At 44.8% G+C, this 25652-nt stretch carries 23 protein-coding genes; 2 read left to right on the top strand and 21 right to left on the bottom strand.

Going from position 1 to position 25652, the window contains the following annotated elements:
• Positions 1 to 24 precede the first annotated feature (24 nt).
• Together ptsP and D104_RS25350 are read right to left on the bottom strand one after the other, a co-directional pair.
• The gene (ptsP, locus tag D104_RS25355; RefSeq protein ID WP_024023456.1) at positions 25 to 2313 is read right to left on the bottom strand and encodes a phosphoenolpyruvate--protein phosphotransferase; all 2289 of its coding nucleotides are present in this window, start codon (positions 2311 to 2313) and stop codon (positions 25 to 27) included.
• Positions 2314 to 2359: 46 nt separating this feature from the next.
• Positions 2360 to 2848, bottom strand: coding sequence for an RNA pyrophosphohydrolase (locus tag D104_RS25350; RefSeq protein WP_024023455.1), 489 nt, complete (start codon positions 2846 to 2848; stop codon positions 2360 to 2362).
• A gap of 135 nt (positions 2849 to 2983) precedes the next feature.
• Here D104_RS25350 and D104_RS25345 point away from each other — a divergent pair, with 135 nt between their 5' ends.
• Positions 2984 to 3640: a histidinol-phosphatase gene (locus D104_RS25345; protein ID WP_024023454.1), complete on the top strand. Its 657-nt coding sequence runs from the start codon at positions 2984 to 2986 to the stop codon at positions 3638 to 3640.
• Between the two features lie 98 nt (positions 3641 to 3738).
• Here the strand turns inward: D104_RS25345 and D104_RS25340 are convergent, their stop codons facing one another.
• From D104_RS25340 to recJ, 10 genes are all read right to left on the bottom strand, one after another.
• Positions 3739 to 4935, bottom strand: coding sequence for a class I SAM-dependent rRNA methyltransferase (locus tag D104_RS25340; protein ID WP_031214642.1), 1197 nt, complete (start codon positions 4933 to 4935; stop codon positions 3739 to 3741).
• A 130-nt stretch (positions 4936 to 5065) separates the two neighbouring features.
• On the bottom strand, positions 5066 to 6136 hold the full coding sequence (locus D104_RS25335; protein WP_024023452.1) for an ABC transporter ATP-binding protein: 1071 nt from the start codon (positions 6134 to 6136) through the stop codon (positions 5066 to 5068).
• Positions 6137 to 6160: 24 nt separating this feature from the next.
• Entirely contained in the window at positions 6161 to 7825 is a 1665-nt protein-coding gene (locus D104_RS25330) for an ABC transporter permease (RefSeq protein WP_024023451.1), read from the bottom strand.
• Positions 7826 to 7853: 28 nt separating this feature from the next.
• Positions 7854 to 8927, bottom strand: coding sequence for a Fe(3+) ABC transporter substrate-binding protein (locus D104_RS25325; protein WP_024023450.1), 1074 nt, complete (start codon positions 8925 to 8927; stop codon positions 7854 to 7856).
• Positions 8928 to 9184: 257 nt separating this feature from the next.
• Positions 9185 to 10012, bottom strand: coding sequence for an HDOD domain-containing protein (locus D104_RS25320; protein ID WP_024023449.1), 828 nt, complete (start codon positions 10010 to 10012; stop codon positions 9185 to 9187).
• A 134-nt stretch (positions 10013 to 10146) separates the two neighbouring features.
• Entirely contained in the window at positions 10147 to 11352 is a 1206-nt protein-coding gene (locus D104_RS25315) for a UbiH/UbiF/VisC/COQ6 family ubiquinone biosynthesis hydroxylase (RefSeq protein ID WP_024023448.1), read from the bottom strand.
• Positions 11353 to 11381: 29 nt separating this feature from the next.
• A complete protein-coding gene (locus D104_RS25310) occupies positions 11382 to 12689 on the bottom strand; it encodes an aminopeptidase P N-terminal domain-containing protein (protein WP_024023447.1) in 1308 nt (435 codons plus the stop codon).
• Between the two features lie 14 nt (positions 12690 to 12703).
• A complete protein-coding gene (locus tag D104_RS25305) occupies positions 12704 to 13294 on the bottom strand; it encodes a UPF0149 family protein (protein ID WP_024023446.1) in 591 nt (196 codons plus the stop codon).
• Between the two features lie 128 nt (positions 13295 to 13422).
• A complete protein-coding gene (folD, locus tag D104_RS25300) occupies positions 13423 to 14265 on the bottom strand; it encodes a bifunctional methylenetetrahydrofolate dehydrogenase/methenyltetrahydrofolate cyclohydrolase FolD (RefSeq protein WP_024023445.1) in 843 nt (280 codons plus the stop codon).
• 132 nt (positions 14266 to 14397) lie between these two features.
• Positions 14398 to 16122 carry a single-stranded-DNA-specific exonuclease RecJ gene (gene recJ, locus D104_RS25295; RefSeq protein WP_024023444.1) on the bottom strand — a complete coding sequence of 575 codons (1725 nt, stop codon included), beginning with the start codon at positions 16120 to 16122 and terminating at the stop codon, positions 14398 to 14400.
• Between the two features lie 353 nt (positions 16123 to 16475).
• Here recJ and D104_RS25290 point away from each other — a divergent pair, with 353 nt between their 5' ends.
• Positions 16476 to 17708, top strand: coding sequence for a sugar MFS transporter (locus tag D104_RS25290; protein WP_024023443.1), 1233 nt, complete (start codon positions 16476 to 16478; stop codon positions 17706 to 17708).
• A 72-nt stretch (positions 17709 to 17780) separates the two neighbouring features.
• Here the strand turns inward: D104_RS25290 and D104_RS25285 are convergent, their stop codons facing one another.
• From D104_RS25285 to rpsP, 9 genes are all read right to left on the bottom strand, one after another.
• Positions 17781 to 18887, bottom strand: a complete 1107-nt coding sequence (locus D104_RS25285; protein ID WP_024023442.1) for a GGDEF domain-containing protein — start codon at positions 18885 to 18887, stop codon at positions 17781 to 17783.
• Between the two features lie 129 nt (positions 18888 to 19016).
• Positions 19017 to 19736, bottom strand: coding sequence for a 16S rRNA (uracil(1498)-N(3))-methyltransferase (locus D104_RS25280; RefSeq protein WP_024023441.1), 720 nt, complete (start codon positions 19734 to 19736; stop codon positions 19017 to 19019).
• A 79-nt stretch (positions 19737 to 19815) separates the two neighbouring features.
• Positions 19816 to 21201 carry a threonine synthase gene (gene thrC / locus D104_RS25275; RefSeq protein ID WP_024023440.1) on the bottom strand — a complete coding sequence of 462 codons (1386 nt, stop codon included), beginning with the start codon at positions 21199 to 21201 and terminating at the stop codon, positions 19816 to 19818.
• 11 nt (positions 21202 to 21212) lie between these two features.
• The gene (locus D104_RS25270; protein ID WP_024023439.1) at positions 21213 to 22514 is read right to left on the bottom strand and encodes a homoserine dehydrogenase; all 1302 of its coding nucleotides are present in this window, start codon (positions 22512 to 22514) and stop codon (positions 21213 to 21215) included.
• A 144-nt stretch (positions 22515 to 22658) separates the two neighbouring features.
• Positions 22659 to 23366: a thioredoxin fold domain-containing protein gene (locus D104_RS25265; RefSeq protein WP_024023438.1), complete on the bottom strand. Its 708-nt coding sequence runs from the start codon at positions 23364 to 23366 to the stop codon at positions 22659 to 22661.
• A gap of 106 nt (positions 23367 to 23472) precedes the next feature.
• Positions 23473 to 23835 carry a 50S ribosomal protein L19 gene (gene rplS, locus D104_RS25260; RefSeq protein WP_024023437.1) on the bottom strand — a complete coding sequence of 121 codons (363 nt, stop codon included), beginning with the start codon at positions 23833 to 23835 and terminating at the stop codon, positions 23473 to 23475.
• Between the two features lie 69 nt (positions 23836 to 23904).
• Positions 23905 to 24657 (bottom strand): tRNA (guanosine(37)-N1)-methyltransferase TrmD, encoded by a 753-nt coding sequence (gene trmD, locus D104_RS25255; protein ID WP_024023436.1) that lies wholly within the window; start codon positions 24655 to 24657, stop codon positions 23905 to 23907.
• 22 nt (positions 24658 to 24679) lie between these two features.
• The gene (gene rimM, locus D104_RS25250; RefSeq protein WP_024023435.1) at positions 24680 to 25225 is read right to left on the bottom strand and encodes a ribosome maturation factor RimM; all 546 of its coding nucleotides are present in this window, start codon (positions 25223 to 25225) and stop codon (positions 24680 to 24682) included.
• A gap of 15 nt (positions 25226 to 25240) precedes the next feature.
• Positions 25241 to 25489 carry a 30S ribosomal protein S16 gene (gene rpsP / locus D104_RS25245; RefSeq protein ID WP_012071436.1) on the bottom strand — a complete coding sequence of 83 codons (249 nt, stop codon included), beginning with the start codon at positions 25487 to 25489 and terminating at the stop codon, positions 25241 to 25243.
• Positions 25490 to 25652 lie beyond the last annotated feature (163 nt).

Here is a 25652-nt window from a genome sequence, read left to right as displayed (position 1 = left end):
GGTGTCACGAACCTCTGGTGGGTATTAATCTACGTTGGTGGTTTTGGATGGACGAATCAAACGTTCGATATTGGCTTCACGCATGAGTCGGGTCATGGTTTGTGTGACCGCCTCCGCGTGGGATAGTTTCATCACTTCATTAAGCATATTCTGAGCTTGTTTCATGGATATGTTTCGAATCACGGCTTTTACTTTAGGCAAACTTGTCGAGCTCATAGACAGCACATCGTAACCCATTGCCATCAACAAAATAGCGCCCATAGGGTCGCCCGCCATTTCGCCACACACACTTAGGCCGACACCTTCGCCTCGAACCTGATCAACAATGCTCAACAATGCACGCAAGACAGACGGGTGAAACGAATTATATAAGTCAGCCACACGAGGGTTATTGCGATCTACTGCAAGTAGATACTGAGTCAAATCGTTGCTGCCGACAGACAGAAAATCCACTAACTCAGACAGTTCTTTGACTTGGTAGACCGCGGCAGGAATTTCGATCATCACACCAACACGCGGCATTTGAACGTTATAACCTTCTTCTTTGACCTCTGCATAACCTCGACGAATTAAGGCTAATGCTTCTTCCACTTCGGCCACATTCGAAATCATGGGTAACATAATTTTTAAGTTATGAAGATCGGCGCTGGCTTTGATCATGGCGCGAATTTGCGCCATGAAAATTTCCAAATGATCGAGCGTTACTCGAATCCCACGCCAGCCTAAGAAAGGATTGGCTTCGTTTATTGGGAAATAAGAAAGCGCTTTATCACCACCAATGTCTAAGGTCCGAACGGTGACGGGCGCTGGAGCAAAGCCTTCTAACTGCTGGCGGTAAATAACCACTTGCTCCGCTTCCGTTGGGAAACGGTCGCGCACCATGAAAGGCACTTCGGTTCGATATAAGCCAATGCCTTCTGCACCACGATCCAACGAACGGGCAACATCGGCTGACAAGCCCGTATTTACAAACAAAGATAACCGCTGGCCGTCGAGTGTTTCACAAGGTAAATCTTTTAAGGTTTCGTATTCTTCTTCTAGCTGACGTTCTTCATCGACTATCTGTTGATAACTGTCCGTCAGCGCTTCCGATGGATGCGTGAAAATTTTTCCAAGATAACCATCAACAATTAGATCTACTTTATCGAGCTGAGCGTAAGGTAAATCCAGAGCCCCCATCACCGTTGGGATGCCCATTGCACGTGCCAAAATGGCCACATGCGAGTTGCCCGACCCCATCACGGAAACAAGGCCTTTGATCTTATCTATCGGGATTTCACCCAGCATTGACGCTGTTAGCTCTTCGCCAATAATGATAGACGGTTCGCTGAATCGCTCCGCAATATTCGGTGCATTTTCTTGCAAATGAGACAATATGCGACGACCAAGATCACGAAGATCCGATGCACGTTCACGTAAGTAAGGGTCATCCATGCGATTAAACTGAGCTATGTGCGCCTGAATAACTTGTCTTAATGCACCTTGCGCCCAGTTGCCTTCTTTGATCTTCCGAACAATTTCCCCCGCGATGGAGTTGTCATCTAGAATTTTAAGATAAACATCAAAAAGGGCTTTTTCATCCGCTGAAAGGTGTTGGCTAATTCGATTACTGGCAAGACGAATGTCTTGTCGAACGGCGTCTAATGCTTGGTAAAAATCATGAATTTCTTCGTCAAAGTCAGTCGTCCGGCGGTCTGGAATAACATCCAAATCCGCAGGAGGAAAAACCACAACACCACGCCCAATAGCAACACCAGAGCTACCTGGGACGCCTTTGTAGCGAAAGTCAGAGCCATTAGGAATAGCATTAGGATTTAAGTTGGCAATCGCACCTGTCGCTTCGGCGTGAGCAATAACGCCGGCCAATTGTGCGGATAACGTAATAAGAAAAGCTTCTTCGCCTTCATCAAAGCGACGTTTGTCTTCGTGCTGGACAACCAGTACGCCCAATACTTGGCGATGATGAATTATAGGCACACCCAGGAAAGAGCGATAACGCTCTTCGCCCGTGCCATTTAGATAATGAAACGAAGGGTGAATGTGCGCGTCTTCAAGGTTAACCGGTTCAGCTCTTCGGCCAACCAAACTCACCAGCCCTTCGTCTGACTTTAGGCTAACGCTACCAGCAACATCCGCATTCAAACCGCGTGTCGCCATTAAGACATAATCTTTTGAATTTGTGTCGACTAGGTAAATAGAGCACACTTCTGCTCGCATGGCTCTGCGCACACGACGAACGATAATATCCAACGCAGCCGGCAATGACTGTGCGGCGGTTACCTCTTGTGTAATACGTCTTAATAAACCTAGCATCGTGTTCCCATCAATCTACATTACCTCCATTAACAAGCCAGTGAGCTTATCGCTTTTCCAGTCGACGATGTGCGCTAGAAATAAGTTCTTTGAGCGCTCTTCGGTAAACGTCCTTTTTAAACGCAACAACTTGTCCCAGCGGGTACCAATAACTTACCCAGCGCCAACCATCAAATTCAGGGCATTCCGTTCCATCTACGCACACAGAAGCATCGGGACAACGAATGGACAAAAGAAACCACTTCTGTTTTTGTCCAATACATAAAGGCTTACTATTGTGTCTTAGCATGCGTTTAGGAAGGCGATAACGCAGCCAACCGCGAGTTTTACCTACGATTTCAACCTGATGTGGATCTAACCCTACTTCTTCTTTTAGTTCTCGAAATAACGCTTCTTCCGGTGTCTCGTCAGATTTAATACCGCCTTGGGGAAATTGCCATGCATTTTGTCCTACACGTCTCGCCCAAAGAAGTTGGCCACGCTCGTTCATCAAGATGATGCCCACATTCGGTCTGTATCCGTCTGCATCAATCACGAGCTACTACCTTCTAATATAAGAATAAATTAGATTCATTGTTCCATAATTCCCCCATTCGCACAATTAAGACTAATGTTATTTATTGTCTCCAAGGCTATAATTCGCGCACTTTAGAAGAATTGAGGACGGCTTGTGACACTCGCAATATTTGACTTAGATGGCACTTTATTAAACGGCGACAGTGATTACACTTGGGGACAATTTTTGGTTGAGAAAGGGTTAGTCGACACCCAAATCTACCAAGAAGCAAACGATACGTTCTTCAAACAGTACCAATCTGGCACCTTAGACATTCATGAATACTTGGCATTCAGTCTAGCGCCACTAACACAATTTTCTAACTCGGAGCTGACTGAACTCCATCGCACGTTCATGCTAGAAAAAATACAACCAATGATGCAAACCAAAGCCATTGAATTGCTAAAACACCATAAAAATCAAGGGCATTTCTTGCTAATGATTACAGCTACAAATCAATTTGTCACCGGTCCAATTGGTGATGAGCTAGGTATGGATCATATTATTGCGCCAGTACCGGAAATAATTGATGGTCATTACACAGGAAAAGTTGTTGGCGTTCCAAGCTTCCAAGAAGGCAAAGTAACGCGTTTAAACGATTGGTTGGCCGAGACAGGGCACACGATGAAAGACAGCTATTTCTACAGCGATTCTCGTAACGATTTACCGCTTTTGGAATTGGTGACTCACCCTATTGCGGTTGATGCCGATGATACGCTGACAAAAATAGCAGAAGATCGAGGCTGGCCACATATCTCATTAAGAGATTAATGAATGAATTAAGGATTTCACTGCATAAAAAATGGCCGCCAGAACCAATCTGGCGGCCATTTTTTTGAATGACTTTGTCGTGAATTCAGTAAATGGGCTTATAAGCCCATATTATTATGAATTCGGTAGAATAAGGCTTTCAAGTATTCTGTTTCTTCAATCGCTGGATGCACTGGATGATCAGGCGCTTGCGTTCCACGATAAACCAGTTGAGAGAAACGCTCTAACTGACGGCTGTTACTGCGAACAAGATCATGCAAACGCGCTGTTTCAAGATGCATTGAACAAGAAGCCGATACCAAAATACCGCCTTTGGCCACTAATCGCATCGCCAACTGATTGGCTCGGTGATAAGCACCTTCGCCCGCTTTGATGTCTTTACGACGAGCAATAAACGCCGGTGGATCCATAACAACCACGTCGAAACGCTGTTTGTCATCAATCAAAGACTGCATGGAATCAAACGCATCGCCGTGAATAAGACTCGAAACGCCTTCGTACTGATTAAGCTTTAAATTACCAGTAACATAATCCAGCGCGCTTTTAGATGCGTCAATAAAGGTGACGTCGGTAGCACCAGCAGAAGCCGCTTGAACCCCCCAACCACCAACATAAGAGAAAACGTCTAATACACGTTTACCATCGCAGAAGCCTTGCATAGTTTTGCGGTTTTCACGGTGATCATAAAACCAACCCGTTTTTTGTCCGTCCCACACTGGCGCTTCAAACAGTACGCCGTTTTCTTGTAGGAAAACCGTTTCAGGAACCGTACCAAACGCTTCTTCAACGTAGCTGTCTAGTCCTTCGATTTGACGCATTTTCCCGTCGTTTTTCATCAAGATAGCGGAAGGTTTAATCACATCTTGTAAAGCTTCAATGATTTCGTTTTTCACGCGTTCCATGCCTGCGGTGGAAATTTGCACAACAAGGATGTCGGCAAAACGATCCACAACCAAACCAGACAAACCATCAGAATCGCCAAAAACAAGACGATAATACGGCGCAGGATACGTCATTTCACGTAAGGACAATGCGATTTTAAGGCGGTGAACCAATGTGGATTTGTTCAATACCGTGTCTGTACTACGACTAATCAGTCGTCCACAAATCAATGTATTTGGGTTTATCGTAGCAATACCAAGCGGTTTTCCTTGTGCTGTTTCGACAACAACCTGATCCCCTGGCGTAAATTGCTTTAATGGCGTCTCAGAGGTATTTACCTCATTGCTGTATATCCATTGATGCCCAGCTCGAAGACGGCGATCAGCCTGACCCTTTAGTCGAATAACACTCAAAGTTTTCACCCAGTATAAATTTAAAAAACGCTATTATAGAGACTCTATAATCAATTGCCACGTATTACACCACAGAAATGACCTACCTTTTAAAAGACAAGTCTATTCAAATACCATGACATTGCTAAAATTATTGACGAGGAAACATCACCAAGTGATCTAAGTGAACCGTCAAGCCAATTTCCTGACCGATCGCGTGGTTATGATGAGAAGAAGCAAAACAGTAAACAACTTTTCCAGAAGACAATTTTACTCGATACAAAAAGTGCGAACCACGAAACCACTTACTCACAATCACACCAACAAACTCACTGTCGTCATCGTGTAAAATGTCATCGGGTCGAACCAATAAATCCACCTGAGTATTGTCGGCAAAACCATGATCCAAATCACCTCGAATTGTTCCAAGATCAGAATGAACACAATCCGCGCCGCACACGGTCGCCGGTAAGAAGTCGCCATGGCCAATAAAACTGGCGACAAAACGTGTTTCTGGCTCATGGTAAATTTGATACGGCGTCCCTGTTTGATGAATCACACCCGCATCCATAACAGACACCTGATCCGCCATCGCAAAAGCTTCCATTTGATCGTGTGTCACCAGCAATGCGCTCATTTTTTCATGCTTTAATATTTCGCGAATATCGGGCACCAACTCTTCTCTTAATTTCGCATCGAGGCCTGAAAAAGGCTCATCCATCAATAAGAGTTTTGGCTTTGGCGCAATGGCTCTCGCCAACGCCACACGTTGTTGTTGACCACCGGAAAGTGAATGTGGGTAACGTGATTGAAACCCTGCCAAACCAACCAACTCCAATAAATAGGCAACGCGTTCTTCAGCGCTGGCTTTTGGCCAATCCGATAAGCCAAAGGCGATATTCTCGGCAATAGAAAGATGCGGAAACAACGCAATATCTTGAAAAACCATTCCGATCGAACGATTCTCTGGATTCACACTGAACGAAGGACTCGAAATCACCTGATCATCCATCCGTATTTCGCCTGCCATCAAGGTTTCAAAACCCGCAATGGCTCTCAGTAATGTAGACTTACCACAACCACTTGGCCCTAACAGACAACCGATTTGCCCTTCCAATAGCTGAAAAGCGGCCCTTTTAACCACTACGTCGCCATCATAACCGACCGACACGTTGGTCAGCGTCATATCTTTCAGCGTTTTATGAAGGGGTATCGACGTCATATAAAATCCTATTTCGATTATCGGCTATCTAGAGCGACCAGTGTTGGAAGAAATGGAACGGCTTAACAAAATCACTGGTACCAACCCCACCAGCACGATCATTAATGAAGCTGGTGCGGCATCGACCAGCCGTTCGTCCGAAGCCAATTCAAATGCTCTGACTGCAAGGGTATTAAAATTAAATGGGCGAAGTACCAAGGTGGCTGGTAACTCTTTCAAGACATCGACAAACACAATGAGCATTGCCGTCAAAACAGAGCCTTTCAGCAAAGGAATGTGTATTCGAGCTAATACTTTAAAAGGCGACATCCCAAGCGATCGACCTGCCATGTCCATACTCGGCTTAATTTTACCCAGTCCATTTTGAACGGCGCCTAACGACACCGCCATAAAGCGAACCGTATAAGCAAATAGGAGCGCAAATAAGGTACCAGAGAACACTAAGCCGATTTTTTCACCACTGTAATAGGTCACAAGATCAATAATTCTGTGATCAAGCCAAGCCAAAGGCACAATAGTACCAATCGCAATAATGGTGCCTGGCAGCGCATAACCCAAACCGGCAATACCAACCGATGCCTTAACACTGCGACCGTTATTCAAACGAATGGCATAACTCAATACCAAGGCCAAACTCACCACGATCAAGGACGCCATCGCCGCAAGATAAAAAGAGTTCCACGCCAATTGAATAAAGTTCGTCCCCGGCATTTCGGCTTTAAACATCGCCCAAAACGCCAACACGCTGACAGGAATAAGGAAACCAACACAAATCGGCAACCAACAAAAAACAGACGCCAAGAAAGCACGGCCGCCTTTCAACTTCATTCGTCTGTTGCTCGCTTTTTTCAGTCCAGAAGCATGATAGCGAATACGATGTCTAGAATACCGCTCCAACAGAATCAATGCCGTCACAAACATCAAGAGCACACCCGCCAATTGTGATGCCGCTGCGACGTCCCCAAAGCCATAAAACGTGCGCAAAATACCCGTCGTAAAGGTATTTACACTAAAGTATTGTACCGTGCCGTAATCGGCCAGAGTCTCCATTAGAGCTAAGCTCAGTCCGGTCACAATCGCAGGGCGAGCAAGAGGAAGTGCGAGTTTAAAAAAGGCGGCTCTGCCTGAGTAACCTAAAGTACGACTGACTTCCAACGTGTTCTCAGATTGTTCTAAAAACGCCGCTCTACTCATCAAATAGACATAAGGATAAAGCACGAGCGTCAGCATGACGACCGCGCCACCAAGAGAACGCACTTCAAAAAACCAATATTCGCCGTATCGCCAATCGGTCATATCACGAATAAAAGTTTGAACAGGACCAGCAAAATCCAACACACCTGTATAGGTATAAGCAATAATGTAAGCAGGAACGGCCATCGGCAAAAGCAATGCCCAAGATAAAAATGCACGCCCCCGAAAATCACACATGCTGGTCAGCCAGGCACATGGAACACCAATTACCAACACACCTATTCCGACTCCCAACATCAGTAACAATGAGTTGGAAATATATTCAGCCAACACGGTTTGATAAAGGTGATGCCACACATCACCATCGCCGATCAAAACATTGACCAGAACCACTAATATTGGCAAAGCCAAAATGGCGGCAATCAGTATTGCCGATACTTTCAGCCAGTTAGATTTAGGTTTTCTAACGACAGTCAAATGCGCAAAATCCGCCATTAATTCTCAAAACCTATACGTAAAAAAATCATTTCCACCCAGCAATGTCCATCACCTCGACGGCTTCTCGATTATTCACACCCAACTGACTAAGCGAAATCGTATCCGCTCGAAAGGTACCGTAGGGCGCCAACATTTCTGGTGCACCAACACCAGTGACAACAGGGTATTCATTGTTTACGTGAGCGTACCATTCTTGAGAAGCATGATTGGTTAAGTACTCAAGTAATAACGTGGCGTTTTCAATATTTGTTGCCGCGGAGGTAAGGCCCGCGCCACTGACATTGACATGCGCGCCACGCTCGCCTTTTCCTTGATTCGGCCAGAACAACTTAACCGTGTTGTACACCGCCCTTTCATCCGCTCGGTCACTCTGTCCAAGGCGACCATAATAATAGGTGTTCGCCAAAGTCAGATCACAAACACCCGCTGCTACCGCTTTTAATAAATCTATATCTCCACCAAAAGGTGGACGCGCTAAATTAGACATTAAGCCTTTAACCCAAGCCTGTGTCTTTTCACGCCCATCCGCTTCAAGCATAGAGGCAACCAGTGATTGATTATAAACATTGGCGGAAGAACGCACACAAATCCGCCCTTTCCACTTTGCATTCGCAAGGTCTTCGTAGGTGGATAAATCTTTCGAGGACACTTTTTCAGGATTGTAGAAAATAACGCGTGCACGCTGTGATAGGCCAAACCAGTAACCATCGCTGTCGCGTAAATGACTAGGAATATTGGCGTTTAAGACATCGCTATGAAGTGGTTGCAACACGCCTGCGGCTTTTGCTCGATGCAAACGACCGGCATCAACGGTAATAAACATATCCGCTGGGCTCGCATCGCCTTCGGCTTTTAATCGACTCAACAGCGCATCCGCAGAGCCGGTAATTAGGTTAACAACGACATCATTTTCTTTGGAAAATGTATCCAATACAGGCTTGATAAGGGACTCTTTACGAGCAGAATAAATGTTTACTTCACCTTTCGCCTGTAAGGCAGTAGAAAGCAATAAAGATGAGGTCAGTGCAACAAAACCAACACCGTTAAAAATAGACTTTCGACCTTTGCTTTTAACCACTTTACGCAATGTTAATGACATGCTCACCTTCCACATATTCGAACCATTCTCTCTTCTCAAAGGCATTAATATACCCAAACAAAATAGGAGAAAAGACCCTATAAAAATGAGACAAGAAATTAGCACAACACAATACTAAACACTAGCGATTATCATTTGTTCAATTTTCAAACAATGCCCAAAAAGTACCGTTAAGAGGGGGTATACAAATGACCGACTGGTTTCTTCTTATTGAGAAAATAACCAGTCGCTTAGAGGTGTTGAATTAGACGTTGCGTCTAATTCAATAATTGATTAAGTCCATCACCGATCATCAGCGCATCGTCTAGTTCATAAACAATGCCGTCAGCCAAACCAGCGGCTTTCGCAACGGCCATCGGGAAGCCTTCACGCACTAAATCATAATCGCGGTCATTACGAATACAGGCATTTAAGTAACAAGCCAAATTCAAAACGCACGCCAATGGTTCTGGCTCACCCTCTGAAAAAGGTCGCTTATGCTGTTGGATAGCTGAGCCCAGTTCCGCAGGGAATTTCCATAAATCCATCAACGCCTTTCCAGCGTCCTGAGAGGTAAAACCGAGAAGATCCTGCTCTGCCTTCACTCTTCCTGCTTTTCGGTTTGCTACACGCTCTTGGATTTCTAATGCAATGTCCGGTGCAGTCAAGTGTAGTAGCAACTTGCCGATATTATGAACTATGCCTGCTGTAAAAGCCTCATCGGGTTCCACTAATTCAGTGCGTTTTGCAATCCACTGAGCCAATTCAGCCACTCTAAAAGAATCGGCCCAAAACTCAGACAAAGTAATGCCCTCTACTTTCGTCACAGAACCTGAAAAACCCGATGCAATAACCAGCGTTTTCAATTTATCCATACCAAGTAAAACAGTGGCTTCATCAATAGAGGAAATTTTTCTAGAAAGCCCAAAGTAGGCAGAATTCACAACGCGTAAAATTTTTAATGAAATCGTTTGATCATGAGACACCCGCTCTGAAATTGTCGAGTATTTGGCATTGGGGTCATTGAGTAATTGAATTAATTCACGAACAACGTCTGGCACATTGGGAAGCTTGTCTGTTTGCTTTAGAAGGTCTTGGACTTGCATAGATCGGCGCCTTTTATTCTAGTTAGTAATAGGTAATCTAATATAGTGCAGAATATGTCAGCAAGTGTATTTTGCAATAATAAATTCGTTTCATTTTGAAACGCATCATAATCAATAAATAAATAAAAAAACGCTCAGGAAAAAGAGGGCAATCCAGCCGCTCGGGCGATCAATTTTTTCTTTAATGACACATCACGATTAAACCGCTTCATGCCCATATTTCTAAGTTGAACAAACACCGGTTGCTGCGTTGAAAATAACCGTTTGAACGCTTCCATTCCTGCAGACATCGCCATGTTATCGAGCATTCGAGCACGTTCATAACGTCTTAGCACTTTTGTAGAGCCCAAAGGCTCGCCCCGACGATGCGCCTTGCTTAACACATCCACCAACCCTTTAACGTCAGAAAAACCTAAATTAGCGCCTTGTCCTGCCAAAGGGTGAATAGTGTGTGCCGCATCGCCAATCAGAACAATACCTGGCTTCACATACGCTTTTGCGTGACGTTGTCGAAGTGGGATAGATTGACGTGTTTGCGTGACACCCAATACGTCAAAGCGCTTACCAATGGCGTAATGTAACCGGCGACAAAAAGCGTCAACATCAAGCGCCATAAGAGCTTCAGCTTCTTTTGGAGGAACAGACCAAACGATAGAAACAAGGTGTTTTTGATCCACACTTGGCAAGGGAAGAAACGCTAAAATGCCTTCTTCTCCAAAGCTTTGCCACGCGGTGTTTTCATGAGGTTGGCCAATTTCTAATGTGGCGACAATCGCAGTGTGACCATAATCCCATTCAATGGTATCGAATGCATTCTCTGTGCGCAGTTTAGACATCGCGCCGTCCGCAGCAACCATCGCTTGGGCCTCCAATACATGACCCGAAGCGAGCTCTGCTCGAACACCAAACTCATTTAAATCATGGCTGCCCAGAGTATCACCTAAATACAGGTCAATATTTTTCGACTGCCTGACTTGCGCCATCAACTGCTGATTAAGCACCGCATTCTCGACCAAATGCCCCAATTCCGGCATGGCCGTAGTGTCGGCATTAAAGTCGATATAACCATCGCCTAACCCGTCCCAAACCACCATATTGTCATATGATGCAACACGGTCTTTAGGAATACCCTGCCAAACATCGGCTGTTTCTAACAAGGATTTAGATTGACTGGAAATCGCACTGACTCGTGCATCGTAGGCAGGAGGCGTGGACAAACGGTATTCACCATCATGCTTATCCACAAGCGCAATGCGTAAGGAAGATTTAGCCAATAGAATCGCAGACAAAGCGCCCACCATTCCGGCACCGACTATGATCAAATCGTACGACTTAGCCATTCCATCTCTCTCCAACATTGACACTTTGATTAACGATTTTCAGCCATTAATGCTTCAATCTCTTTAATTTCTTTTGGCAACCCGTGCGTCAACACATAAGGTCCAGCTGCCCGAATTTGCACATCGTCTTCGATACGGATGCCAATGCCACGCCATTTAGCGTCAACGGACATATTATCAGCAGACACATACAGGCCAGGTTCGATTGTCAGCACCATGCCTTCTTCAAGCAGGCGCGATTCACCACCTATTTTATACGCACCACAATCATGAACATCCAAGCCTAACCAATGCCCTGTATTGTGCATGTAAAAATCACGATACGCTTTGCTCTCGATCAGGAATTCGACATCCCCCTGCAATAATCCGTGAGCAACCAGACCTTCTGTTAAGGTTCGGACGGCGGCATTGTGACACGCTTCATAAGGTGTTCCGACGGTCAGTTGCGCCATACCGGCATAATAAGCGTCTAGCACGACTTGATACAAAGCCGCTTGAGGTTCACTAAACGTACCATTGGCAGGAAAAGTACGGGTAATATCGGCCGCATAACAACCCAATTCCGCGCCAGCGTCAATGAGAATAAGGTCACCATCGTCGATGACTTCGTCATTTTTAATGTAATGCAACACACACGCATTGCTGCCCGACGCCACTATATTGTTATACGCCGGTTGTCGTGCACCAGATTTCATAAAGACGTAATTGATCTCGGCTTCTAACTGATATTCGTTCATTCTAGGACGAACCGATCGCATTGCTTGTTTGTGCGCTTCGACACTAATTTGCGCCGCCGCTTCCATAATCGCAATCTCTTCGGCGTCTTTTCGCAAACGCATTTCTGACACAACCGGCGACAAATCGATAAAATTGGTTGGTACTGACGCGCCCATTCTGACTCGAGCGGCTACGGCATTACGCCATCCAGCAATTTTTTCACGAAGCACATCATCATTGAATAAATAGACAACATTTACGGCGCCATCTAACGCTGAAAATGCAACACTGTCGAGTTCATCCAATACCGCGGCGTCTTCGGCACCAAACTCTTTTATCGCGCCTTCCATTCCAAAACGAAAACCATCCCATTGTTCTTTTTCAGGGTCTTTCGGCAAGGTAATCAAGGTCATTTCACCACAGCCATGAATCAACGCATACGCACTTGGCTCTGGAAACCCAGTTAAATAGAAAAAACTGCTATGAGGTCGAAACTCATACTCGCAATCATTATTGCGCGTCGCTAACTCACCCGTACGGATAACAACCACACTGTTTTCAGGCAAGGATGCCATCAAACGTTTACGACGAGCTTGATAGGTTTGAGTGTCGATTTTCATAAAAGGTCTCACTTTTAATGTAATGGATTCTTCTTGGTGTGATCCACATCGGGATTGATATCGTGATGCTCTGTGTACATCATCATCGCCGACAATCGAACGTATTCAACCAGTTCGGTTAAATCCGCTTCGTTATCATTGTTGTTTTCCAACGCTCGCATTTCGGCCTGCATACCAGAGATATTGGCAAAATCACGAAGAATTTGTTTGGTTTCGTCGGTCAAGGCGTTCTTTTGACCAGACAAACCGTAGCCCGCTAAAAAGCCATGCGCCCACTGCGATAATGTCACGCCTCGTTCACATAAATCTGCGTCTTCGTCTGAAATGCTTGGCACAAGCGCAAACTCACCGTTTTGCAGTAACGTCAGTGTCGCCGTATAAAGCTCGACAATGACAGTGCGACTTGCGTCTTCTTTCCAACCTTCGATATCGCAAAACTCAACGACCATCTTCAGCCAATCTTCTAGTGGCAAGGTCACACCAGACGCAAGGTAGCCACACAACTGACCATGCAGTTCCGATGGCGAAGCGGTGATGGATTCGGTTACGAAAACATCAGCGATCAAATCGAAGTCCAATGCGTCTTTTAACATTTCTGTGGACATAAAGTGTCTACCTATTTCTGTTCAATTTATAATAAAAAAGAAGCCGCACCTAATGGCGCGGCTTTTTTGTCCCATCTTTCGACGTTATATCAACAATATGGGGCAAGGATCCAGACCTTTCAAGTCCATTAGCCTAGCAGTTTCAGGCCAGATTCCACGGTTTGTAGAATCAACGTATTGATCGTCATCGGGCCAACGCCACCAGGAACCGGTGTGTAAGCAGCAACACGACCAACCAACGGAGCAAGTTCGATATCGCCAACGCCACCTGGATGATAACCCGCATCAACCACTACCGCGCCGTCTTTAATCCATTCTGCTTTGATGAACTCAGGCTTACCCACGGCGCCAACAATCACGTCCGCTTGTTTTACAAAATCAGATAAGTTCTGGGTGCGAGAATGACAAATCGTCACCGTCGCATTGGCGTTCAACATCATCATGGCCATTGGCTTGCCAAGGATTGGGCTGCGGCCAACCACAACAACATGTTTACCTTCCAGTTTCACATCGTAGGCTTCAAGTAAACGCATAATACCAGCAGGCGTTGCCGCGCCATACGCTGGCTCTTGCATCGCCATGCGGCCAAAACCAAGACAGGTTACGCCATCAACGTCTTTACGCGCTTCAATCGTATCAAAGCACAAACGCTCGTCAATTTGCTCAGGCACTGGGTGCTGCAACAAAATACCGTGCACGTCTGGGTTGTTGTTCAATTCGGTGATTTTTTCCAACAACTGCTCGGTTGTTGTACTTTCTGGCAATTCAATCGCCATAGAGTCCATGCCGACACGACGACAAGCGTTGCCTTTCATTTTCACATAAGTCGCGGATGCTGGATCAGCGCCGACCAAGATAGTCGCTAAAATAGGGGTGCAACCGGTGCGCTCTTTTAGCTCGGTAACTTGAGCTTGTAAGCGGTCTTCAGTTTCTTTGGCGCAAAGTTTGCCGTCAAGAACCAGTGCAGTCATGAATGAGCTCCAGTAAAAATAGAGTGATGTACGAGGGAGGCGCATTATACCTCAACTTTTGCCCTTATACGCAGCGCCTAACCAATTTGTTCGGCAATTTGTTTGGCAAAATAAGCAATCTTCTCATTTACGTTATGCAGGTTCTAAATAGTCGACTATGAGCTGTAAATTTCGCTGACCACGAAACTCATTCACATCCAATTTATAAACCAAGCGAGCTTGGTTGGCGTTGTCATTAGGCCATGCGTCCAGATCCACAAAAAAACAAATGGCGTCCAATAAAAGCCCACTACTTGGTTCACGCACCATCAGCTTGAGATGTTTCTCCCCCACAATACGCTGCTGCAGAATATCAAAAACACCGTCAAAACACGGTTCAGGAAACATTTGCCCCCAAGGCCCAGATAGCCTGACTTGCTCCGCAAAGCTCAAACTAAAATCTTCCGCCGCAAGCGGGCCGTCGGTGAGAAGCGTGGCTTCGAGCTGCTCTGGTGTGACAAGCTCACTGATGATCAGGTCAAAGGCCAAACGAAACGCATCATAATGAGACTCTTTTATCGACATTCCCGCGGCCATAGCATGACCACCAAACTTACTCAATAAAGGAGGATATCGCTTCGCCAATAAATCCAAGGCATCTCGAATATGAACGCCAGCAATGGAGCGAGCGGATCCTTTTAGCTCATCATCGCCCACTCGAGCAAACGCAATAACGGGACGATGACACTTGTCTTTCATTCTGGAAGCCAAGATTCCAATCACGCCCTGATGCCAATCCGCATCGTAGAAACACATACCATTTGGCATGTCTTGCTCATCATCCAATAAGGTTTCTAAAACCAACTCAGCCTGCTCTTTCATATCCGACTCAATCGCTTTTCGCTCACGATTAAACTGATCGAGTTGTTGAGCGTATTGAGCCGCTTGATGCGGATGAACCGCTAATAAACATTCTATGCCAATGGACATATCATCCAATCGACCCGCCGCGTTTAATCTTGGGCCAACCACAAACCCCAAATCCGATGCTTTCAATTGAGTGTAATCTCGACGCCCTACTTCTAATAACGCCAAGATGCCTGGCCGTGCCAAACCCGCCTGAATACGCTTAATGCCTTGCTGCACCAAAATTCGGTTATTGCCATCTAAAGGCACCACATCCGCAACGGTTCCCAACGCGACCAAGTCCAAATAGTCGGCCATTTTTGGTTCTGGAATATGTTGCTCAGTAAACCAGTTTCGGGTATTCAATTCGGCTCGCAACGCAGACATCACATAAAAAATAACGCCGACACCCGCCAAGTTTTTGCTAGGAAAACCACATTCTGGATGATTTGGATTTACGATTGCATCGGCTACGGGCAAGGTATCACCCGGTAAATGATGATCGGTAACCACCACCTTCATACCATACGACTTTGCCGCTAACACACCGTCGATGCTGGCAATGCCGTTGTCGACAGTAATCAACACGGCAGGTTCTTTCTCTTTTGCTACTTCCACTATTTCTGGTGTCAATCCATAGCCAAATTCAAAACGATTGGGGACCAAATAATCTGGAGAAACCGCTCCCATTGCTTCCAACGCAAGAATACCGAGACTGGTGCTGGTCGCGCCATCGGCATCGAAATCCCCAACGATAAGGATCTTTTGTCCAGCCTCTATCGCATCGGCTAAAATTTTTGCGGCCGGCTGAAGCCCAAACAAAGTATCGGGACGCATTAATCTGGGTAATCGATAATCTAATTCATCCATATTGACTACATTACGTGACTGTAAAATACGACAAATAGTGGGGGATAAATCACTTGGGAAGTGGAGCGGAGTATCGGGTACATGGCGACGTTGAATGCGCATAAAGGGCTCTAAAAGAAAGAAAAGTGGATACGAAAACAAAAGAATAACACGAAAAAGACGATGCCCGTGCTCGTGGCACACCTAGAAAAATCCCCCAATAACAAAAGGTCGGAATAAGAAACAGGAAGGTTGATCAAATTAACAGCGTCGCTTTGTTACATTAACGATGAATAAACAAGATTTTCTTACAAAACCCGCATAAAAAAGGAATTACTTAGGACAATAAGCTAAGTTTTCCCATTTCAACACAAGAAACGAGTTTCCCGATGCTATGATGCCGCACTTTTTTGATTTGGATAAAGATTCTAAAGATAAAAACTGAGCCGCACTCGTTTTAACTTATCGGAAAAACTATGAACAATCATTCATCACAAACCAACCAGCCACAATCAAATCAACGCTTTGCGTTAATTGCCCTAACCTCTTTGTTTTTTATGTGGGGCTTTATTACCTCACTTAATGACATCCTTATCCCGCATTTGAAAGGTGTCTTCGACCTTAGTTACACACAAGCAATGATGATTCAGATGTGTTTCTTTGGTGCTTACTTTATTGTGTCGGTCCCTGCAGGAAACCTAGTGAAAAAAGTAGGTTTCCAGCGCGGAATTGGCATCGGGTTAATGATCGCCGCTGCGGGCTGCCTTCTCTTTGTTGCCGCAGCAAAAGCACAGCAATACGCCTTATTTTTAGGCGCTCTTTTTGTGCTAGCCGCCGGTATTACTATTCTTCAAGTGGCGGCAAACCCGCTTGTTACTCTCATGGGTCCTTCTGAGACAGCCTCTAGTCGATTGACACTTTCCCAAGCATTTAACGCATTAGGTACAACCGTTGCGCCGCTTGTTGGCGGCGCATTACTCTTTACCGTTGCAGGGCAATACGCTACCAAAGCTCAAGAAGCAGAAAGTGTTATTTTTCCCTATATTGGCTTAGCGGCGTTATTGGTGATCTTAGCCATTATTTTCACTCGCATTAGCCTTCCAACGCCATCAAACATGGAAGAAGAATCGACCATTACGCCCACGGTTAGCATTTTGAGTTACCGCCACCTTGTATTAGGCGCGATTGCCATATTCATGTATGTCGGTGCGGAAGTGGCAATCGGAAGCTTATTGGTTAATTTCTTCGGCCTAGAAAATATCGCAGGATTAGCCGAAGCCGATGCAGCTCATTACGTTGCATACTATTGGGGCGGCGCTATGGTCGGCCGATTCATTGGCGCTGCGCTCATGCAACGAATCGCGGCAGGTAAGTTGCTCACAATAAACGCGCTGGTCATCATCGTATTAATCGCCAGCACTATTTTGAACGATGGTCACGTGGCAATGTGGTCAATCCTTTTGGTCGGCTTATTTAATTCCATTATGTTCCCAACCATTTTCAGTCTTGCCCTGAAAGATCTTGGCCCTCAAACAAGCCGTGGTTCTGGTTTGCTGTGTCTTGCTATTGTTGGTGGTGCAATTTTACCCGTTCTTCAAGGCGTAACCGCAGACTCTATTGGTCTTCAAATTTCCTTTATCATTCCTGTTGCCTGTTATGTATACATTGCCTATTACGGCGTAATTGGCTCTAAGCCAGTCACTAAATAAGCCAACACTCAACAAAAAAAAGCGCCAGTTTGATTCATCAAGCTGGCGCTTTTTTTATTTAAGCCTAACCATTTAATCTCTTCGCGTTTGATTCCGTCCAGAGTGTTTTGCATTGTACAAACGGTTATCCGCGAGGGTTATCGATTCTCTTAAAGATGTCCTTTCATCCATCGTTGATACACCGAAACTCAATGTCATATGAAACTTTTGATCCAAGTGGTTAAATTCATACCCTTCCACTTTCTGTCGAATCGATTCAGCCAAGGCGAACGCGTCCAACTCAGTACCGTCACAAACCGCAATCAAAAATTCTTCACCGCCCCAACGCGCAGCCAAACCATCTTCTGGTAATGCGGTTTGAATTAAGTGACCTAAAGTTGATAGCGCATAGTCTCCAACATCATGACCATATTCATCATTAATACGTTTAAAGAAATCCACGTCGGCCAATAATAAATGACAACTGCTGGCTTTCGTGTCCTCTAGTCGCTGAATCATGCCTCTGCGATTTAAAAGCTCTGTTAGCGCATCGGTATAAGCAACCAATTCCAATTTCGCAGAGGTTTCTTTTAAATCTCGATTAAAGCGTGACATGGAATATTCATAAATAGCAGACAAAAACACCACTACTAAAAAGGAAAATATAATCCGAGACTTTAGTGTTGAATGATAACCAGCTCCGTCAAAATGACTGTCCATGAAAAACATAACCATCACCAAAATGAATGTAAAAACACCCAATTCTATAAGGCCTCTTTTCATGCCATGCAAAAATAAGGCAACAGCAGGAACGCAATAAATCCACACATGCCCCGTTCCATGAATCCCTCCCGTATAAATGAGAAAAACCATCAGAATATACAGGGGATAAATAACCAAATTTCCAGAGACAGTATAATTATGGGTATAACGTAAATAGACGTGATTCATCAAGTAGAGAAAAGCGATGAATATCAAGAAAAGCCCAAGCGCAACTTTTCCCTCGTAAAGAGAAGAAATGCCAAGAGGAAAGGTAAAAAGTGCGCCGACGGTCGCAAAAAGATTAATAATAAAAACCCGACGTGTTTCTTCAGAGAATTCACCGCTGGTTTCGCCGACATAAAAAAATGTTAGCCAAGCCGATTTCGTCTTATCACTTTTGTGTTTTTTTTCTTTAATAGGATGGAAATCTTTCGTCATGCACACTCTCCAAATTAGCATGCCTAAATCGCATATTACTAATATACACAATCCTACACCAAACCCTCAAAAAGCTCCCTTAGAAATGTTCTTTCGTTACAAATAACAACATTTAACGTCATTATCACCTTATGCCGGATACAACCGTGACAACAAGACTGGCACGACCGTTTCGACTTTTAAAATCCGCTCGCCTAACTGAACCGATTCCATGCCCGCTTCATGCCATTTACCCACTTCAAATTCATTCCAACCACCCTCCGGCCCAAGTGCCAAAACACACGGTTTTTGCACATCAATAGGACAGCGCTTGGCTAAATAAGGGTGCGCCAACAAGCCCACTTTACCCTCCAATAAAGCCGGCAGCTGATCCTCAACAAAAGGGCGAAAGCGAGGAATTAAAGACCACGTAGGCATAACGGTGTCTTTAGCTTGCTCTAACCCTTCTAGCAAACATTGTTGAATCGATTCTGTTTGCAAAACCGGACTTTGCCAATAACTTTTTTCGACTTTCGCTGAATGGATCAAATACAACTCCTTTACGCCCATTGCCGTAATGTTCTGCAAGGTTCGCTTCAGCATATTGGGTCTGGGTAGCGCCATCACTAAAATCATTGGCAGAGGCTGAGGTACAGATAAAAACAAGTTAACAGAATGAATATAACCGACACGACCTTCGCTTGGCGGTTGATATATTCCCTCACCAATTTTTCCATTTAATACGCCAACTCTTAATACATCACCTTGCTTTGCTTTTATGACTTTCGAAATATGCGTTTGCTGACGAACAGTCAACGCAAACTGGTCATGACTTAATGTGCTGTTCGGATCTAGTAAAATAAGGTTCATATCAAAGACTGTAAAATAAAAGGGAAAAAAAACGGCCAATCAGTGATTGGCCGTTATTCATATTACTAAAAGGATTTTGCTAAAGTTTAGCCGCCACAAACGCTTGAACGTCACTTAAGCTATTTTCAAGCACAGCGTAAGACTCTTCTCGTTCAAAAAGATCCTTCATATGTTCAGGCAATGCTGGTGTATCACAACCCGCCTTTTCAACCGCTTCCGGAAATTTAACCGGGTGCGCTGTTGCCAAGGTAATCATTGGAACAGATTTATCTTTCCAACAATGGCGTGCGGCTTCAAGGCCAATTGCCGTATGTGGATCAAGTAAATACTGAGTCTTGGCAAAAACATCTGCAATGACATCACATGTTTTCTCATCATCGACTTTATAACTGTCAAAATTGTCTTTAACAAACGACCAAGCCTGATCTTTAAGAGACACATCGCCGTTATTAAAACGCGCCATAAGGTCATCAATTTCAGCACCATCGCGCCCATGCGCATCAAACAATAGACGCTCAAAGTTACTCGATACCATGATATCCATACTTGGCGACAAGGTAACATTCAATGACTGACGGCTCATGTCATTTTCAGAAATAACACGATGTAAGATATCGTTTTTATTGGTCGCTACAACAAGCTGATCAATCGGCAAGCCCATTTTTTTCGCCAAATAACCCGCAAAAATATCACCGAAATTTCCTGTTGGCACAGAAAAAGAAACCTTACGATGCGGTGCACCCACAGACAAAGCTGAAGAAAAATAATATACAATCTGGGCCATAATACGCGCCCAGTTGATAGAGTTAACCGCGCCTAACTTAGCACCATTTAGGAAAGACTGATCTGCAAAGCTGGATTTCACCATACCTTGGCAATCATCAAAGTTTCCTTTAACCGCAATATTAAATACGTTGTCATCAATAACCGTGGTCATTTGACGACGTTGAACTTCGGATACGCGCTGATATGGATGCAGGATAAATATGTCGAGATGTTCAGAATGACGGCAACCTTCAATCGCCGCAGAACCAGTATCGCCCGACGTCGCCCCCAGAATCACCAATTTTTCCTTGCGCTCAGACAGAACGTAGTCCATCAAACGGCCTAATAGCTGCAATGCAAAGTCTTTAAAGGCAAGCGTTGGGCCGCGGAATAACTCAAGTATCCATTCATTGTTGCCAACTTGCACCATAGGCGCAATGGATGAATGATTGAAGCCAGCATACGCCTCATCAATCATTTTTTTAAACGCATCCGCTGGAATATCACCCTCAACAAAAGGCCACATTATTTTAAATGCTAGTGCTTGATAACTGAGGTCCGCCCACGAAGCAATCTCTTCTTTACTGTAATGCGGTAAGGTTTCTGGCACATATAAGCCACCATCATTCGCTAAACCAGCTAATAACACGTCACCAAAAGAAAGCGCTGGCGCTTTACCACGAGTGGAAATGTATTTCATAATTTGTTCTCTTAGGCCAAGTTTTCGACACGAATTCGTTGCACAGTACCCGCAACATCCGGTAAGGCTTCAATAGCAGCAATCGCCGCATTCATATTGCGTTCTTTCACATCGTGCGTCATCACAACCAATGGCACCAGCTCACTGCCTTCCCGCTCACGCTGAATCAATGACTCAATACTAATATCATTTTTTGATAAAATTTGAGTGATATTTGCAAGCACGCCTGCGCGATCTTTAATTGTCATATTCAAAAAGAAGCCACATTCAATTTCTTCTACTGGCAAAATTTGCACATTAGACAGTGCGTCCGCCTGAAAAGCCAAGTGAGGCACTCTGTTGGTTGGATCCGCAGTTAACGTTCGAGCAACATCAATCACATCCGCCACAACCGATGATCCTGTTGGTAATGCACCTGCGCCCGCGCCATATGTCAGTGTTGGGCCTACCACATCGCCCTGAACCATAATGGCGTTCATGACACCATTCACATTCGCAAGAAGCTGCTTGTGTGAAATCAATGTAGGGTGCACGCGTAACTCAATGCCTGCTTTAGAACGGCGTGCAATCCCCAAATGCTTAATGGCATAACCAAGATCATCGGCAAATGCGACATCTTCTGCCGTAATGCGACTAATACCTTCGGTGTAGGTTTTTTCAAACTGAAGTGGAATACCAAAAGCGATGGACGCCAGAATCGTTAGCTTATGAGCGGCATCAATGCCTTCTATGTCAAAGGTTGGATCCGCTTCAGCGTAACCAAGCGCTTGGGCTTCTGCCAAGACATCTGCGAACCCACGGCCTTTTTGACTCATTTCCGTCAGAATAAAGTTACCCGTGCCGTTAATAATACCCGCTAACCATTCAATGCGATTGGCAGACAAACCTTCACGAAGCTGTTTAATAATTGGAATACCACCTGCTACAGCGGCTTCAAAAGCAACGATAACGCCTTTTTCTTGGGCTTTCGCGAAGATTTCATTGCCATGAACAGCAATAAGCGCTTTGTTGGCAGTAACAACATGTTTGCCATTTTCAATCGCCGTCAGCACAAGCTCTTTTGCTACGGTCGTACCACCAATAAGCTCAAGGACGATGTCTATCTCTGGATTATTAACCACATCAAAAATATCGCGGGTAATGTTCATCCCGGAAGTGTCGCATGCATCATTGTCACGGCGAGCACCTATCTGTTCGATAACAATACTGCGACCCACACGACGTGTAATCTCTTCTGCATTGTTACGAAGAATGTTAAAACTACCGGACCCCACAGTCCCAAGCCCACAAATTCCGACTTTTACCGGTTTCAAAACAATACCCCACAGAGATGATTTAATTTTTATAGAACACTTAGTTAAGTGAAAAGCTGATTTATTATAACGCCAGTACTGCTCAAACCCAACGTAGAAAAGGCTGAAGAAGACTCATGTTTAGTGGAATATTTTGCGATAAGACTATAACCCAACTTCTTTTGCCAACTGATCTACTGGCAAATAGCCTGGCAACAAAGACCCATTAGGTAAAACAATAGACGGCGTCCCTCGTACACCGACCATTCGTCCCAAATTAAACTCATCAGCAACAGGATTTACGCACTTATTTTCTGGTATCTCCACGCCCAACTTCACTTTCGTTAGCCAAGCCTTAGGATCATCAGAACACCAGATACTAACCATTTTATTGTAAGCGCTGGAGCCAACGCCCGCTCTTGGAAACGCTAAGTAGCGCACTGTGATTCCCTTTTCATTTAACGCGGGAACATCATTATGCAACATGCGACAGTAGCCACAATCCACATCTGTAAACACAGTAATGTGTGCTTTTTCATTTTTCGCCTTATAGATGATCATTTGCGACTCAGGCAATGTCTCCACCTTCGCCAATTTGGCCTTTTCCGTTTCATTTTCCAATCGGTCGCCATCTAACTTATACAGATCACCTGCCACAAAGTAACCACCATCGGAAGTAACATGCAATGTTGGGCCACCGACCATATCAACAATATATAAACCAGACGATTGATGAAGCTTGATACTCCCAACTTCATATTGTGGAAGCACTTTTTTCAAGGAAGAGAGGATTTGCGTTTCGTCAGCCCAAGCGGCATGAGAAAAAAGAACCAGAAAAAAACAGGAAAACAAAAAGCGGGGAAGAGCAGCCACTGAACACCTCAAGTAAATAGGGAATTATTTACCATTAGGCCATAAAGAAAGGGGTTAGTTCCATAAAAAAAGGCGACTCGCGTCGCCTTTTTTTAGTACAGAAAAATTAACGTTTTGCCAATTTCTCTTTGATACGTGCAGATTTACCAGAACGCTCGCGTAGGTAGTAGATCTTAGCTTGACGCACGTCACCGCGGCGTTTAACTTCGATGCTTTCAACCAATGGGCTGTACGTTTGGAAAGCACGCTCAACACCAATACCGCTAGAGATTTTACGAACGGTAAATGCTGAGTTAAGGCCTCGGTTACGTTTCGCAATTACAATGCCTTCATAGGCCTGTAGACGCTCACGTGAACCTTCTTTAACTTTAACTTGAACGACAACAGTATCACCAGTCCCGAAGGCTGGGATTTCTTTTGTCATTTGTTCAGCTTCTATCTGCTGAATCAGTTTAGTTTTATTACTCATGGATGTGACTCCTAATGATATGGTTTCTTATCAGCTTGAAGGTTCTTCTTTCTGATAAGCTCGCAATTCCTACTCTGCCGAGGTTGAATCTTCAGTTTCGCGAATAAACTCTTCTAACAGCAACTGCTGCTCCTTGTCCAACTCAAGGTTCTGCAGAAGGTCTTGCCGGCGCTGAAAAGTTCTTCCGAGCTTTTGCTTTAATCGCCAGCGTCTAATCTCCTCGTGGTTGCCACTAAGCAGCACCGATGGCACAGGTTCACCATTCAATACTTCGGGGCGAGTATAATGCGGGCAATCCAGCAAACCGTCAGCAAATGAATCCTCATCCGCAGACGCCTGCTTTCCCAATACTCCCGGAACCATACGAAATACGGTATCCATGAGCACCATAGCCGGCAACTCACCACCACTTAGGACAAAGTCGCCAATCGACCACTCTTCATCAATCTCAGATTGAATCAAACGCTCATCAACGCCTTCATAACGACCTGCTACCAGAATAAATTCTGCTTGTTTAGCAAGCTGTTGCACGCCTTCTTGCGTTAGCGTACGCCCTTGAGGGGATAGATAAATAACTTTTGCATTGGGTACCGATTTTTTGGCACACTCAATAGCATCTTTGAGAGGCTGCACTTTCATGAGCATCCCAGGACCACCACCATAAGGCCGGTCATCTACTGTCTTATGTTTGTCATGAGTAAAGTCGCGAGGATTATAAAAATCCACCTCAACCAACCCAGACTTAATGGCTCTGCCTGTTACTCCATATTGAGTAATGGCCTGAAACATTTCCGGAAACAGCGATATAACGCTAACCTTCACGTTGTGACCTCAGCTAATCTGTTTAAAATTCCGGATCCCAGTCAACTACCATTTCCTGCAGTTCTAAATCGATGTTTAAAACATACGTTCCTGGAGCATAAGGAATCAGTCGCTCTTCACGATCAAAGCTACCTTCACACGCGCGGACAACAATCACATCATTCGCACCGGTTTCCATAAGTTGAGAAACCTTCCCCAAGAGGACACCCTCTTTGGTTGTAACCCTCAGACCTTCCAGTTGACTCCAGTAATAATCACCTTCATCCAATTCTGGCAGCTCTGCTGCATCGATATAAACATCCATACCACAGATCTCTTTTACTTGATCTCTGTCGGTATAACCTTTAACCGCTGCCACCAAACCACGCCCTTGCAAACGCCCTTGGCTTAACTCTATGATTTTCCACCCACTAGGAGTTTTCAACCACCAATGCTTGTAATCAAAGATTCCTTGCATTGGGTCAGTGTGTGAATACAACTTCACCCACCCTTTAACACCATATACTGATGTAATGCGTCCAACGACAAGGGCTTGCTCAGGAGCAGCCGCTTGTTTTATTGCAGACATAGCACTACCTCAATATTAAGCGTTTTTGCTAGCATCTTTTACAAGCTGCGCAGCACGGTCAGAAAGTTGAGCGCCTTGGCTAACCCAATGGTTTACGCGATCTAGATCGATGCGTAGACGTTCTTCTTGACCACGAGCTACAGGGTTAAAGAAACCCAAACGCTCGATGTAACGACCATCACGTGCACGACGGCTATCAGCCACGTTCAAATGATAGAATGGGCGCTTTTTAGAGCCACCACGAGAAAGACGAATAGTTACCATATTATTGGTTCCTTATTGCTTAACGAAACGCCTCTTGCCGAGTCGATTTTTGACTCATACTACAAGAAGGCGGCATATTCTAGTCGATATACTAGAAAAACGAAAGGGGGAATTACCCACCCAGACATTAAAAACGGCAGTTTTTTTAACTACCGTTAATAAA

Origin of the sequence: Marinomonas profundimaris, assembly GCF_000508165.1 — a bacterium.
GTDB lineage: Bacteria > Pseudomonadota > Gammaproteobacteria > Pseudomonadales > Marinomonadaceae > Marinomonas > Marinomonas profundimaris.
Note: the sequence above shows the minus strand (reverse complement) of the source record. Positions and strands in the feature narration are given on the sequence as shown.